The sequence below is a fragment of the Kaistia sp. 32K genome (assembly GCF_016629525.1).
GTDB lineage: Bacteria > Pseudomonadota > Alphaproteobacteria > Rhizobiales > Kaistiaceae > Kaistia.
In genome coordinates, this window is the sequence record NZ_AP024269.1 from 1584595 (window position 1) to 1597238 (window position 12644).

17 protein-coding genes are annotated in these 12644 nt (G+C 68.9%); 15 read left to right on the forward strand and 2 right to left on the reverse strand.

Translation table 11 applies throughout. From position 1 onward, the window contains the following. The first annotated feature begins 132 nt into the window (after nucleotides 1-132). A complete protein-coding gene (locus K32_RS07055; RefSeq protein ID WP_201403335.1) occupies nucleotides 133-915 on the forward strand; it encodes a hypothetical protein in 783 nt (260 codons plus the stop codon). A gap of 178 nt (nucleotides 916-1093) precedes the next feature. On the opposite strand, the gene K32_RS07060 is transcribed toward K32_RS07055, so the two are convergent. Next, nucleotides 1094-2290 carry a diguanylate cyclase gene (locus K32_RS07060; RefSeq protein WP_201403336.1) on the reverse strand — a complete coding sequence of 399 codons (1197 nt, stop codon included), beginning with the start codon at nucleotides 2288-2290 and terminating at the stop codon, nucleotides 1094-1096. 300 nt (nucleotides 2291-2590) lie between these two features. On the opposite strand from K32_RS07060, the gene K32_RS07065 reads away from it, so the two are divergent. From K32_RS07065 to K32_RS07100, 8 genes are all read left to right on the forward strand, one after another. Beyond that, the gene (locus K32_RS07065; RefSeq protein ID WP_201403337.1) at nucleotides 2591-3811 is read left to right on the forward strand and encodes a phage portal protein; all 1221 of its coding nucleotides are present in this window, start codon (nucleotides 2591-2593) and stop codon (nucleotides 3809-3811) included. After that, nucleotides 3799-3987, forward strand: a complete 189-nt coding sequence (locus K32_RS07070) for a hypothetical protein (protein WP_201403338.1) — start codon at nucleotides 3799-3801, stop codon at nucleotides 3985-3987. Before K32_RS07065 ends, K32_RS07070 begins: the two co-directional genes overlap by 13 nt. Before the next feature lie 501 nt (nucleotides 3988-4488). Beyond that, complete coding sequence (locus tag K32_RS07075; protein WP_201403339.1) at nucleotides 4489-5034, forward strand: HK97 family phage prohead protease; 546 nt, start codon at nucleotides 4489-4491, stop codon at nucleotides 5032-5034. Beyond that, nucleotides 5031-6260 carry a phage major capsid protein gene (locus K32_RS07080; RefSeq protein WP_201403340.1) on the forward strand — a complete coding sequence of 410 codons (1230 nt, stop codon included), beginning with the start codon at nucleotides 5031-5033 and terminating at the stop codon, nucleotides 6258-6260. Before K32_RS07075 ends, K32_RS07080 begins: the two co-directional genes overlap by 4 nt. A gap of 584 nt (nucleotides 6261-6844) precedes the next feature. Further along, on the forward strand, nucleotides 6845-7414 hold the full coding sequence (locus K32_RS07085) for a head-tail connector protein (RefSeq protein WP_201403341.1): 570 nt from the start codon (nucleotides 6845-6847) through the stop codon (nucleotides 7412-7414). After that, on the forward strand, nucleotides 7411-7740 hold the full coding sequence (locus tag K32_RS07090; protein ID WP_201403342.1) for a phage head closure protein: 330 nt from the start codon (nucleotides 7411-7413) through the stop codon (nucleotides 7738-7740). Before K32_RS07085 ends, K32_RS07090 begins: the two co-directional genes overlap by 4 nt. Further along, nucleotides 7737-8159: a hypothetical protein gene (locus tag K32_RS07095; protein ID WP_201403343.1), complete on the forward strand. Its 423-nt coding sequence runs from the start codon at nucleotides 7737-7739 to the stop codon at nucleotides 8157-8159. The genes K32_RS07090 and K32_RS07095 overlap by 4 nt, the downstream gene beginning before the upstream one ends. Further along, entirely contained in the window at nucleotides 8156-8554 is a 399-nt protein-coding gene (locus K32_RS07100; RefSeq protein ID WP_201403344.1) for a DUF3168 domain-containing protein, read from the forward strand. The genes K32_RS07095 and K32_RS07100 overlap by 4 nt, the downstream gene beginning before the upstream one ends. On the opposite strand, the gene K32_RS07105 is transcribed toward K32_RS07100, so the two are convergent. After that, the gene (locus K32_RS07105) at nucleotides 8551-9057 is read right to left on the reverse strand and encodes a GNAT family N-acetyltransferase (protein WP_201403345.1); all 507 of its coding nucleotides are present in this window, start codon (nucleotides 9055-9057) and stop codon (nucleotides 8551-8553) included. The two genes, K32_RS07100 and K32_RS07105, sit on opposite strands and share 4 nt — an antisense overlap. 48 nt (nucleotides 9058-9105) lie before the next feature. Here K32_RS07105 and K32_RS07110 point away from each other — a divergent pair, with 48 nt between their 5' ends. From K32_RS07110 to K32_RS07135, 6 genes are all read left to right on the forward strand, one after another. Next, nucleotides 9106-9522 (forward strand): phage major tail protein, TP901-1 family, encoded by a 417-nt coding sequence (locus K32_RS07110; RefSeq protein WP_201403346.1) that lies wholly within the window; start codon nucleotides 9106-9108, stop codon nucleotides 9520-9522. After that, a complete protein-coding gene (locus tag K32_RS07115) occupies nucleotides 9522-9839 on the forward strand; it encodes a gene transfer agent family protein (protein ID WP_201403347.1) in 318 nt (105 codons plus the stop codon). The genes K32_RS07110 and K32_RS07115 overlap by 1 nt, the downstream gene beginning before the upstream one ends. Nucleotides 9840-10087: 248 nt before the next feature. Then, entirely contained in the window at nucleotides 10088-10264 is a 177-nt protein-coding gene (locus K32_RS24950) for a rcc01693 family protein (protein WP_244669889.1), read from the forward strand. Nucleotides 10265-10493: 229 nt separating this feature from the next. Continuing rightward, nucleotides 10494-11048, forward strand: coding sequence for a phage tail tape measure protein (locus tag K32_RS07125; protein ID WP_201403348.1), 555 nt, complete (start codon nucleotides 10494-10496; stop codon nucleotides 11046-11048). Continuing rightward, on the forward strand, nucleotides 11048-11689 hold the full coding sequence (locus K32_RS07130) for a DUF2460 domain-containing protein (RefSeq protein ID WP_201403349.1): 642 nt from the start codon (nucleotides 11048-11050) through the stop codon (nucleotides 11687-11689). Before K32_RS07125 ends, K32_RS07130 begins: the two co-directional genes overlap by 1 nt. Beyond that, on the forward strand, nucleotides 11686-12576 hold the full coding sequence (locus K32_RS07135; protein ID WP_201403350.1) for a DUF2163 domain-containing protein: 891 nt from the start codon (nucleotides 11686-11688) through the stop codon (nucleotides 12574-12576). Before K32_RS07130 ends, K32_RS07135 begins: the two co-directional genes overlap by 4 nt. Nucleotides 12577-12644 lie beyond the last annotated feature (68 nt).

Genomic DNA, 12644 nt, shown 5'->3' on the forward strand with positions numbered 1-12644 from the left:
GAAGGCAGGATCTTCGCTTGTCTTGGGAGGCGAATCCCCGGACGAGTCAGACTATCGTCGTTCCGGCGGAGTACCCTGTGCTCAGAGCGCCGGAGTTCGACAGGTCTGGATGGATCAAGTGGGGCGCTATCGATGGAGTCGGTCTATCAGCTTTCGGTGCAGATGCTGTTCTTCTTGTTTGCCGTCTTTGGAATTGGCTTTTATCTGGTCGGAAGGCTGGCGCTCTACAGCCTGTCGCGGCATGCGTCGCATGACATCTTCTCGATGCCGCAGCCGGCCTTTCTCGGAACGATCGCCACCGCCTGGGCGCTTTCGCTCGGCTTCATCGCCGCCGACATCTGGGCGGTGAACTCGAAGGCGGACGAGGCGACGAGCATGGAACGCTCGACGATCTCGCGCCTGCTGCGCAGCGCCGAGCCGGATATCCTCGATTCCCAGCGCCTGGCCGAGGGCGTGATCGCCTACCGCAAGGACGTCGCGATCAAGGAGTGGCTTCAGGGCAAGAACGTGGAGCCCGATCCCGATGTCGAGAAGACGCTGCACGATATTCACGGCGAGATCGCGTTGCTCGCCCGGGGCGGCGCGCCGTCGCCGCTGATCTCGCAGGTGATCCGTGATTTCAGCGACCTGCAGGAGGCCCGGAACCTTCGCCTCGCGGTCGGCAACACGTCGATCGACTTCTACAAATGGTATCTGGTGATGTTCCTGACGCTGCTGACCGCGATCACGCTGGCCGCGACGCATGCCGACCGGGCAAGGGCCGGGCGGCGGGCGCTGGCGATCTATGCGGTGACCGCTTCGGTGAGCCTCTGGATCCTGGCCATTCACGCAAATCCCTATGACGGGCTCGAGGAACTGCATCCCTCGCTCCTGTTCACGAACCATAAGCAGGTCGACCTCGCGCTCGAGCCGTGAGGACACCTTTTTCACCTCTCCTATGGGGAGAGGTCGGAGCGCAGCTCCGGGTGAGGGGGTAGGGAACCATCCGGTTAGGGCTCAACCCCTCACCCGCCGGCCTTCGGCCGTCGACCTCTCCCCATGGGAGAGGTGAAGGAGCGCCGTCGCCTTCATCCAGGCATTTCGGGTCAGACGCTCAGGCCGACGGGACGGGTTCCGGGTTTGCCGGAGAGCTTGCCGCGTCGTCCGGCAGGATTTCGCGGGCCGGCTGGCGCGCCGCGATGATCCGGTTGCGGCCGCCGCGCTTCGCCTCGTAGAGCGCGCGATCCGCCTCGGCGAGCACGCGATCGATATTGGCCGCCTGCGGTCCTCCGGCGGCGAGCCCGGCGCTGGCGGTGCAGGTCAGGCGCGTTTCGGCCTCGACCAGGGCGATGAAGCGGGCGCGCACCGCCTCGGCATGGCGCATGGCGCGGTCGAGCGTCGCGTCCTGCAGGATAACAGCGAATTCCTCGCCGCCGATCCGCGCGGCCGAGGCGCTGGCCGGAAGGTTCGCCTTCAGGGCCTCCGCGAACAGCGAGATGACCCGGTCGCCCATGGCGTGGCCGTGCGTGTCGTTGATCGACTTGAACTCGTCGATGTCGAAGAGGAGCGTGACGTCGGTCGGCTTCATCTCGCCGGCATGGGTCTCGAACAGGGCGCGGCGGTTCATCAGCCCGGTCAGCGGATCGGTGAGCGCCTCGCGCCGGTGCGCCTGGGCGGTGCGGATCTGGCTCAGCGCCATCGTCATGGCGCCGAGCGCCGGAATCGCGCCGATCACCAGCATGACGGAGAGATCCTGGGCCCAGTTTCGCGGCGGCCCGGTTACCACGATGCCGTCGCGGACCAGCACCAGCACCGCGCGCGGCAGAAAGGAAAGCCCGACGAGCAGATAGAGCGAGGCGATGCCGAGCGTCGTCATCGGCGCCTGCTCGCGCGCCCGCCAGAACTGATACGACGTCATGAGAAGCAGCGCCGCCGAGCCCGTGAAGCCGACGGCATAGGTGATGCCGTTGTAGCCGGAGAGAAGCGGCAGCAGCATCGGGATTGCGGTGACGAGGCTCGCAGTCGCGATCCGCCGCCAGGGCGATCCGCCCAGCCGGAACTGCGTCGCGCTGCCGTAGAGATTGGCGATGCCGCCGAGCAGCAACGCGAAGGCGATGCCCAGCACCCAGTTCGACGGGTGGAAACTGTCGAGCGTCGAAAACCCGACGCTGACGGCAATCATCACCGCGCCAATCGCGCACGTCAGGAGAAAGCCATCTCCGCGCGACGTCTTCCAGGCCGCGAACAGGATGACGGAGAGGAACGCGGTGGCGAAGCCGATGGCGACGAGGAGCGAGGCGAAGTCGAGCACCGGATGGACCCCTGGTGGCGCGTTGCCTTGTGGCCGGAATGCGTTGCGAGGGCTCTGGTTCGAGCCTCGTCTTCAGTGTCTGCGCCCATAGTTCATTGGGTGAACGAGAACGCAAGAGGCAGCCGCGCCGTTTGGCGCTGCCTGGCCGTGTAGATGCCAGTGTCGGAGTTGCATGGCAAGGGCGCCGGCAACCCGATTTCGTCGCCTGGCGGGAAGTCGTTCCGGAGCCGGCCGCTCGGGAAGGCTGCCCCGCTTCCGCCCTCCGGCGGTTCCGGACGGTGAGCTTTGATCGGAGACGTCATGAAACCGAGCCTCTTTTCCCGTCTCTTGGGCGGGCGTCGCGCCGCCGTGCCCGAGGCGAAGGCATCGCGCGCCGGTCCGCTGATCGCGCTGCAGGGGCAGGGCAGGCCCGCCTGGACGGCGCGCGACCTCGCCTCGCTCTCCCGCGAAGGCTTCATGAAGAACGCCATCGTCTATCGCGCCGTGTCGATGATCGCGGAAGCGGCCGCCTCGGTGCCGCCTCTTCTCTATGAAGGCGACGCCGAGCGGCCGGACCATCCCTTGCTGGCGCTGGTTTCCCGCCCGAACGGCCGCCAGTCCGGCTCGGCGTTTCTGGCGACGCTCTACGCCAACCTGCTCGTTTCCGGCAACGCCTATGCCGAACTGGTCCAGCTCGGGGCCGAACCGGCGGAACTGCATGCGCTGCGGCCCGACCGGATGAAGGTCGTGCCGGGGGCGGACGGCTGGCCGGAGGCGTATGAATACACCGTCGCCGGCCGGTCGGTGCGCTTCGCGATCGAGGACGGCCTGTCGCCGATCCTGCATCTCCGCCTGTTTCACCCGCTCGACGACCATTATGGCTTCGCGCCGCTGGAGGCGGCGGCGGTCGCGCTCGACCTGCACAACGCCGCCGGCGCCTGGAACAAGGCGCTGCTCGACAATGCGGCGCGGCCCTCCGGCGCGCTGGTCTACAAGGGCGAGGGCGGCGCCAATCTCAGCCAGGAGCAGTTCGAGCGGCTGAAGCGCGAGCTGGAGGCGAACTATACCGGCGCGGTCAATGCCGGGCGGCCGCTGCTGCTGGAAGGCGGGCTCGACTGGACGTCGATGGCGCTCACCCCGCACGACATGGATTTCATCGAAGCCAAGAACGGCGCGGCGCGCGAGATCGCGCTCGCCTTCGGCGTGCCGCCGATGCTGCTCGGCATTCCCGGCGACAACACCTTTTCCAATTATGCCGAGGCGAACCGGGTGTTCTGGCGCCAGACGGTGCTGCCGCTGGTTAGCCGCACCGCCGACGCGCTCACCGCCTGGCTGTCGCCGCATTATCCGGGCGCGCCGCGCCTCGGCTTCGACACTGACGCCGTCGAGGCGCTTTCGGCCGATCGCGCCGCGCTCTGGGCAAGGGTCGGCGCCGCCGATTTTCTCACCCGCGACGAGAAGCGCCAGGCGGTCGGCTATGGCGCGGCGGGGCAAGGAAACGAGGATAGAGACGAGGAAGGAGAGGAGCGGTGGACGACGTGACCCGCAGCTTCGCCGAACGCGGCGACCTCGCGCATCTCGCGCTCTTCCTCTGGGCCTCGGGCGCCAGCGGCCTCCTGGTCTGGGCGCTGAAGGAACTCGCCAATTCCAACCGCCGCTTCAACGACTTCGTCGCCGAAATCGCCCGGCTGAATCGGTTCTTCAATGATCGCCGGTAAGGGATTCTGGGATTGGGGTATTTCGGGGCGGCGGCCAACTTCTCCCTCAACACCAGACTGAGGCAATGAGGCCGGGTGCGCTGGATGAGCGCGGCGATCCGCATCGCCTGTAAGTAAGTAGCATCCGACGTCACACCCTCCATCGTCATCCCTGCGAAAGCAGGGATCCATGCCGCCCCGGGGCGCCCAACCGCGGAGGCTTGCGCGGCGTGAAGATGGATCCCTGCTTTCGCAGGGATGACGGCGAGCCTGAGGAGGCGCCAAGGGAGGCTCCTGCCATTCTTCTCCCTCCCTCTGCGCAAACTGGAGACAGTGCCGAAATGACCGCGATGTTGAACCGCATGCTCCGGCGGATCGCGCCGGACCACCGGCAGGTGTTTCGCGATTTCGTGGGCGCGCTGGAGCGCCTGATTTCGCGCGAGGCCGGCCAGGGCTGAGCCGTCCGTTCCAACCCCTTGATCCGACTCCCTTTCCCGCGGCGCTCGCCGCGAAGGAGACCGCATGGCCATCCCGCAGACGCCCGCCCTCGAGACCAAGTTCGCCGCCGCCGACCTTTCCGGCATCGATGGCGAAGGGGTCTTTTCCGGCTATGCTAGCCTGTTCGGCACGGCCGACCTTTCCGGCGATCTCGTCATGCCGGGCGCGTTTCGCCGCTCGCTGGCGAACCGGAGCGCCGGCGGCATCCGCATGCTCTACCAGCACGATCCGGCCGAGCCGATCGGCGTCTGGATGGAGATCCGCGAGGACCCGCGCGGCCTGTTCGTGCGCGGCCGCCTCATGCCCGACGTGGCGCGCGGCCGCGAGGTGGCGAGCCTGATGCGGGCCGGCGCGCTCGACGGGCTCTCGATCGGCTTCAAGACCGTCAAGGCCCGCGCCGACCGCACGGCCGGAATCCGCAAGCTGATCGAGATCGATCTCTGGGAGATCTCGGTCGTCACCTTCCCGATGCAGCCCGACGCCCGCGTTTCGACCGTGAAGACCACCGGCTTGGCGGCGCGGATGCGCCGGGCTGCCCGCTCCCTCCACCCCATAAGGACAACGCGATGACCGAGACCCACTCCGCCGCCCCCGAAGCGAAAGCCGCCGAGAGCGGCGACGTTTCCGCCGCTTTTGATGATTTCATGCGCGCCTTCGAGGCGTTCAAGGACACCAATGACGAGCGGCTCGCCGAGATCGAGACCAAGCTCACGGCCGACGTCGTCACCACCGACAAGCTCGACCGCATCAACAAGGCGCTGGACGAGCTGACGCTGAAGGGCCGCCGTCCGCCGCTCTCGGCCGAGCGCGGGCCGGCCCGGCCTTCCGAGCACAAGCAGGCCTTCGAGAGCTATGTGCGCGGCGGCGACGAGGACGGCTTCCGTCGGCTGGAGCAGAAGGCGCTCTCGGCAGGCTCCAACGCCGATGGTGGCTATCTCGTGCCGATCGAGACGGAGACGGAAATCGGCAAGCGCCTCGCCGCGATCTCGCCGATCCGCGCCATCGCCGATGTCCGCCAGGTCTCTTCCGGCACCTATCGCAAGCCCTTCATGACCGCCGGGCCGGCGGTCGGCTGGGCCGGCGAGACCGATGCGCGCCCGCAGACGGCGTCGCCCACCATCGCCGCGCTCGATTTCCCGGCGATGGAGCTCTACGCCATGCCGGCGGCGACCGCGGCGCTCCTCGACGACTCGGCCGTCAACATCGACGACTGGATCGCCGCCGAGGTGGAGGGCGCCTTCGCGGCGCAGGAGGGCACCGCCTTTGTCTCCGGCGACGGCAGCAACAAGCCGAAGGGCTTCCTCGCCTATGCGACCGCCGCCGAGGCGAGCTGGGTCTGGGGCAAGCTCGGCTATGTCGTGACGGGCACCTCGGGCGCGCTGCCCTCCAGCAATCCGTCCGACGTGCTGGTCGACCTGATCTACACGCTGAAGGCCGGCTATCGCGCCAATGCCCGCTTCGTCCTGAACCGCCGCACCCAGGCTTCGATCCGCAAGCTGAAGGACGCCGACGGCCATTATCTCTGGCAGCCCGCGGCGGTGGCGGGCGGCGAGGCGTCGCTGCTGGGCTTCCCGGTCACAGAGGCCGAGGACATGCCCGACATCGGCGCCAATTCGCTGTCGCTCGCCTTCGGCGATTTCAAACGCGGCTACCTCGTCGTCGACCGCCTCGGCGTCCGTGTGCTGCGCGATCCCTATTCCGCCAAGCCCTACGTCCTCTTCTACACCACCAAGCGCGTCGGCGGCGGCGTCCAGGACTTTGACGCCATCAAGCTGCTGAAGTTCGGCACGAGCTAGGGCTGCGGGGCTCTGTCGTCATCCTCGCGAAGGCGAGGATCCATGCAGCCGAAGCGTTGCCCGCGTGAACCTCCCCGCGCCACGGCTGAATGGATCCCGGGTCTCCGCCCGGGATGACGGCGAGCGTGTGGGCAGCAGGGCGCCACGATCTTCTCCCTCCCCGCAGGGGGAGGGAGTGGCCCTGTGAGGCTCCGTCCGACGTCACCCCCTCCGCCGTCATCCTCGCGAAGGCGAGGATCCATGCAGCGGGGTTGCCGGGAGGTTTCGCTTCCCGATGCCACGGCTGCATGGATCCCGGGTCTCCGCCCGGGATGACGGCGAGCGTGGGGCTGGCGCCCTCTTCTCCCTCCCCCCTGTGGGGAGGGCGGGGTTGGGGGTACCGGCGCCGAATGTGGAGATTAGCCGGCTGAGAACCGCCTGAGACTTCGCAGGTGGCACCCCCTCCCTAACCCTCCCCACAAGGGGGAGGGAATCGAACTCGAAACGGCCGACCCCGGTCCCCCTCCCGCCGGGGCTCGCCGGGAGCGGCGCCTGGCCTCCCGCCGGCGCCGCTCCATCCAATTCATTCCCATCCAGGAGCCATCATGACCGCAGCGCTCGTTTCCGGGCCGGCGACCGAGCCGGTGTCGCTCGCCGACGTCAAGGCGCATCTGCGCGTCGACGGCACGGCGGAGGACGATCTGATCGCCGCCGCGATTGTGGCGGCGCGCACCCATGTCGAGAGCGAGACGAGGCGTAAGCTGATCGCGCAATCCTGGCGGATCTATCTTGATGAATGGCCGTCCGGCCGCGCCATCGAGCTGCCCATCGCGCCGCTGATCTCGGTCGAGAGTGTCACGCTCTACGACGTCGTCGGCGCGGCGCATGTCCTCGACCCGGCGGACTACCGCGTCGACGCCGCCCGCCTGCCGCCGCGCATCGTGGCGAGGCTGAAGCCGGCCGTGGCACTCTATGACAACGGCATCGAGATCGACGTCAACGCCGGCTATGGCGTGACCAGCCTCGCGGTGCCGGCGCCGCTGCGGCAGGCGATCCTGATGCTCGTCGCGCACTGGTACGAGCATCGCGGCGCCGTCGGCTTCGACCAGGCCGGCGACGTCGCGCCGCTCGGCTTCGAGGCGCTGGTCGCGCCCTACCGGGTGCGCTCGCTGTGACCGGCTTCGACCCCGGCCAACTCTCGAGCCGCGTCGTCCTCGAGCGTGCCGTTCGCACGGCGGACGGCGCCGGCGGCGCGACCATCGCCTGGGAGCCCGTCGCCACCCTCTGGGCGGCGATCGAGCCCGTCGTGGCCGACGAGAGCTTTGCCGCCGACCGGCTTTCGACCCGCGTCACGCACCGGATCCGGATCCGCTTTCGCACCGATCTCGAGGGCGGCATGCGGATCGCGCATCGCGGCCGTGTGTTGCGGATCGCTGCCTGGCGCGATCCGGACGAGACGCGGCGCTTTCTCGTTCTCGAATCTGCGGAGGAACGGGCATGAACGCGCGGGCGCTCACCGGCGCGGCGCTCGCCGCAGCGCTGAAGAAGGCGGTCCCGCCGGCGATTTCCGAGGCGCTGCAGCGCAATGCCGGCCGACTGCGGGCGGCGCTGGATGAGATGCCAACGGATCTTTCACCTCTCCCACGGGGAGAGGTCGGCCCGCAGGGCCGGGTGAGGGGTTCAGGCCTTATCGGTGAGGGCGCAACCCCTCGCCCGCCGGCTACGCCGTCGACCTCTCCCTCTGGGAGAGGTGAAAGCGGTGCCCCATCGTTCAGCGTCGGATCTGCCGGCTCCGGCCTCTCCGTCGACGTCACCCTCATCGGCGAAAACCTGTTCGCCCGCGAATTCGGCGCGCTCGACGCTGCCGCCGATCCCGTCATCGGCCCGGCGATATCCAGCCTGAAGAGGAGATCGCGATGATCGCGGCGCTCGAACTGCAGGCGGCGGTCGTCGCCCATCTACTCGCCGACGCGGATCTCGCCGCACTGGTCGGCGACCGTATCCATGACAGCGCACCGCGCGCCGCCGCCTTTCCCTCCGTGACCTTCGGCGAGACGGGACAGGCCGACTGGTCGAGCGACAACGAGGCGGGCGGCGAGGTTCGGCTCAGCCTGCATGTCTGGTCGCGCGGCGTGGGCAAGCGCGAGGCCTGGACTGTTATCGGTCATCTGATGCGCCTGCTGCACGACGCGCCGCTTTCGCTCGAGGCGCATGCGCTGGTGCTGCTGCGCGTCACCTTCGCCGAGGTTCGCCTCGATCCGGACGGGCTGACCGAGCACGGCGTCGTGCGGGTCGCGGCGTTGGTTGAAGATTAGCTCCGTTTCGCCAGCCAGTCGGGCCGCAGGATCGCCATCACCAGCTCGTCATGGTGCTCGCCGCCAATGAACGCGCTGCCGCGAGAAACGCCTTCGGCCTGGAAGCCGACGGATTCATAGGCGCGGCGGGCGCGCAGATTATGCGGGAACAGGCCGAGCGACAGCCGGTGCGCCCGCGTCTCGGTGAAGACGCGGTCGATCACGCCGTTGAGCAGCGCCTTGCCGAAACCCCGACCCGGTTCGGCGACGGCGATCCGCTTCAGCAGCGTCGACCGCTCCGGCGCGTCCCAGTCGCGCAGCAGCGCGAAGCCGAGCGGCTCCGCCTCGCCGTTTCCGTAAACGGCGCGGGCGAGAAAATAGGCATAGCGCGGCTCCGTCATCGCCTGAAGGTGCTGCTCCGCCTCCCAGCGGCCGACGAGCGCCTCGTAGCCCGGCCGCCGCTCGGTCGCGACGAGGAAGGGGATGTCGCTTTCCCTAGCGCGGACGACTTCGACAGCAGGCATCGGCGAGCTCCCGGCGAAACACGATCAACCATCACAAGGGGATAGAGGATGACCGCGCAGAAGGGCAAGGATCTGCTCCTGAAGATCGACACCACCGGATCCGGCGCGTTCGCGACCGTCGCCGGCATGCGCACGCGGCGCTTCGCGCTGAACGCGGAGACGGTCGATATCACCGACACGGACTCGGCCGGCCGCTGGCGCGAACTGCTGGCCGGCGCCGGCGTGCGTCGCGCCAGCGTCTCCGGCTCCGGCATCTTTCGCGATGCCGCGACCGACGCCGCGATCCGCACGCTGTTCTTCGACGGCGCGATCCGCGACTTCCAGCTGATCGTGCCGGATTTCGGCACGCTATCCGGACCGTTCCAGCTCACCGCGCTCGATTATGCCGGCGAGCATGACGGCGCCGTCACCTACGAGATCGCGCTGGAATCGGCCGGCCTCGTCAGCTTCACGGCGGCGGCGTGATGGCGAACCGGCATCGCGGCGAGATCGAGGCCGTGCTCGATGGCAAACCGCATGTGCTCTGCCTGACGCTCGGCGCGCTGGCGGAACTGGAGGCGGCCTTCGGAGCCGAGGATCTTTCGGCGCTCGCGAAGCGCTTCGGCGAGGGCAGGCTCTCGGCGCGCGACGCGATCCGCGTCCTCGGCGCGGGCCTGCGCGGTGCGGGGGCTGTGATCGACGACCACCAGGTCGCCGCCATGCGCGCCGAGCACGGCGCGGCCGGCTTTGCTGGAATCGTCTCGGAACTGCTGGGCGCGACGTTCGGCGGGAGCGGGGGGTGACGACAGACCCTCACCCCAACCCTCTCCCGCAAGCGGGCGAGGGGGCGAACGGCGGGCTTCATCCATTGCGGCGCCATTCGCCTGGAATGGGAGCGTCGAATGGAAGGGAAGTCTCGCCCCCCGAACCTCGGTTGGCCCCGTCGTCCGAGGCTCGGCCAACTCCCTCTCCCGAGAAACGGGAGAGGGCTGGGGTGAGGGTCTTGCTTCCTTCAGGCGGAGAGACCCAGCCCTTTCCCTGGCGCGAGGCGATGGCGATCGGGTTTGGGGTGCTGAAGCTCTCGAGCCGCGAATTCTGGGCGCTGACGCCGCGCGAGCTCGCCGCCGCGATCGAGGGCCTGACCGGGAGGACGCCCGCGCCGATGAACCGCGCCACGTTTGAAGATCTGTCGCGGCGGTATCCGGATCAGGCGCAGACGGAGCGCTGAGGGCACTCAGCCATCATCCTTCGATGCCCGGCGCAGCCGGGCCTCGAAGGAGGGTCCAGAAGGCTCCCTTTGGCCGCTGCCGGTTCGAATGGCCTCAGGCGTCTCGGAGCTCCACTGGACCCTCCTTCGAGGCTTCTCTGACGCGAAGCACCTCAGGATGATGGCCGGGTTCGATGTTGAACTGAAGGAATAGGGCGCCTGTCAGCGCCGCGCGAAAGCTGGAGGTCACATGACCACACCGATCGACGAACTCTCCGTCCGCATCACCGCCGACACCTCCGCCTTCACCGCCTCGCTGGATGGCCTGGCCAAGCAGGCGGACGGGTTTTCCGGCACGATCAGCCGGGCGTTTCGCGACGCCGTCGTCGGCGGCAAGGAATTCGACGACATCCTGAAGGGCCTGGCGCTGCGCTTCTCGACCATGGCGCTGAACGCCGCGCTGAAACCGATCGAAAGCGGCATCGGTGGCCTGCTGTCGGGGCTCGTCGGCTCGCTCGGCGGGCTGGGCGGGGTCAAGCCGTTCGCCAAGGGCGGCGTCGTCGCCAGCCCGACCTATTTTCCCTTGTCCGGCGGGCTCGGCCTGATGGGCGAGGCGGGGGCGGAAGCCGTGATGCCCTTGTCGCGCGGACCCGACGGCCGGCTCGGCGTTTCGGGCGCTGGCGGCGCGCCGGTTACCGTCAACATCGCCATCCAGACGCCGGACGCCGCCTCGTTCCGCAAATCCGAGGCGCATGTTGCCGCGACGCTCGCCCGCGCCGTCGGGCGCGGCAGAAGGGGGCTTTGATGCCGCTGATCCCCGCCTTTCACGAGATCCGCTTCCCGACCAACATCGCCTTCGGCTCCTCCGGCGGGCCGGAGCGGCGCACCGAGGTGGTGACGCTCGGCTCCGGCGGCGAGCGGCGAAATGCCCGCTGGGCGGAATCGCGCCGCCGCTACGACGCCGGCTATGGCGTGCGCTCGCTCGCCGATCTCCACGAGGTGATCGCCTTCTTCGAGGAGCGGCGCGGCAAGCTGTTCGGCTTCCGCTGGCGCGACCGCGCCGACGATGGCTCCGCGCCGCCGGGCACCGAGCCGGCCGCGACCGACCAACGCCTCGGCATCGGCGACGGCGCGACGACGGTGTTTGCGTTGAAGAAGACCTATGGCGGCCTGCATGCGCCCTATGCGCGTGGGATCGCCAAGCCGGTCGACGGCACGGTTCTGGTCGCGGTCGACGGCATCGAGCTGGCGGCGGGGAATTTCGCCGTCGACCCCGCGACCGGGCTCGTGACGCTCGCCGAGGCGCCGGCGGAAAGCGCCGTCGTCACGGCTGGCTTCCGCTTCGACGTGCCGGTGCGCTTCGATACCGACCAGCTGGTGATCAACCTCGCGGCCTTCGAGGCGGGCGAGATCCCGTCGATCCCGATCGTGGAGATCCGACCATGAGGGCTGTCCCGGCGGCGCTCGCCGCGCATCTTTCCGGCGACGCCTCGACGACATGCCATGTCTGGCGGCTGACCCGGCGCGACGGCGTCGTGCTGGGGTTCACCGACCATGACCGCGACATCGTCTTCGACGGCGTCACCTTCGAGGCCGCGACGGGGCTTTCGGCCAGCGAGGCGAGCGCCGAGACCGGCATGGTGACGGGCGGCATGGAGGTCGCCGGCGCGCTGATCTCCGACCGGTTGTCGGAGGCGGAACTCGCGGCCGGCGCCTTCGATCATGCCAGGATCGAGACCTTTCTCGTCAACTGGGCGGCGCCGGAAGAGCGGCTGCTGCTCCGGGTCGGCCATATCGGCGAGGTGCTGCGCGAGGATGGCGCGTTCCGGGTCGAGATCCGGGGCATCGCGGCGGCGCTCGACGAGCCGCAGGGCCGGGTGTTCCGCGCCGTCTGCGATGCCGATCTCGGGGACGGGCGCTGCAAGGTCGATCTCGACAATCCCGCGTTTCGTGGCAACGGCACGGTGGTGGCCACTTCGGACGGGCGGCGCTTCGGCATCGCTGGCCTCGACGGCTTCGCCGCCGGCTGGTTCGAGCGCGGCGTCGTCCACTGGACCAGCGGCGCCAATGCCGGCCGCCGAGCCGTCGTCAAGGCGGACCGCACGGAGCCGGGCGAGCGGCGGATCGAGCTCTGGAGCGCGATGACGGCGCCGATCGCCCCGGGCGACGGCTTCACCGTGACCGCCGGCTGCGACAAGCGTTTCGGAACCTGTCGAGAGAAATTCGCCAACGCGCTGAATTTTCGCGGATTTCCGCACATGCCAGGCAACGATTTCGCCCTCGGCTACGCGCGCAACAGCGGCCGCAACAATGGCGGCCGGCTGACCGGGTGAGGGCAGACGCAACATCGGTGGATGGCTCTCAATCTGGCCGCGCACTCCCCGTCATCCCCGCGAAGGCG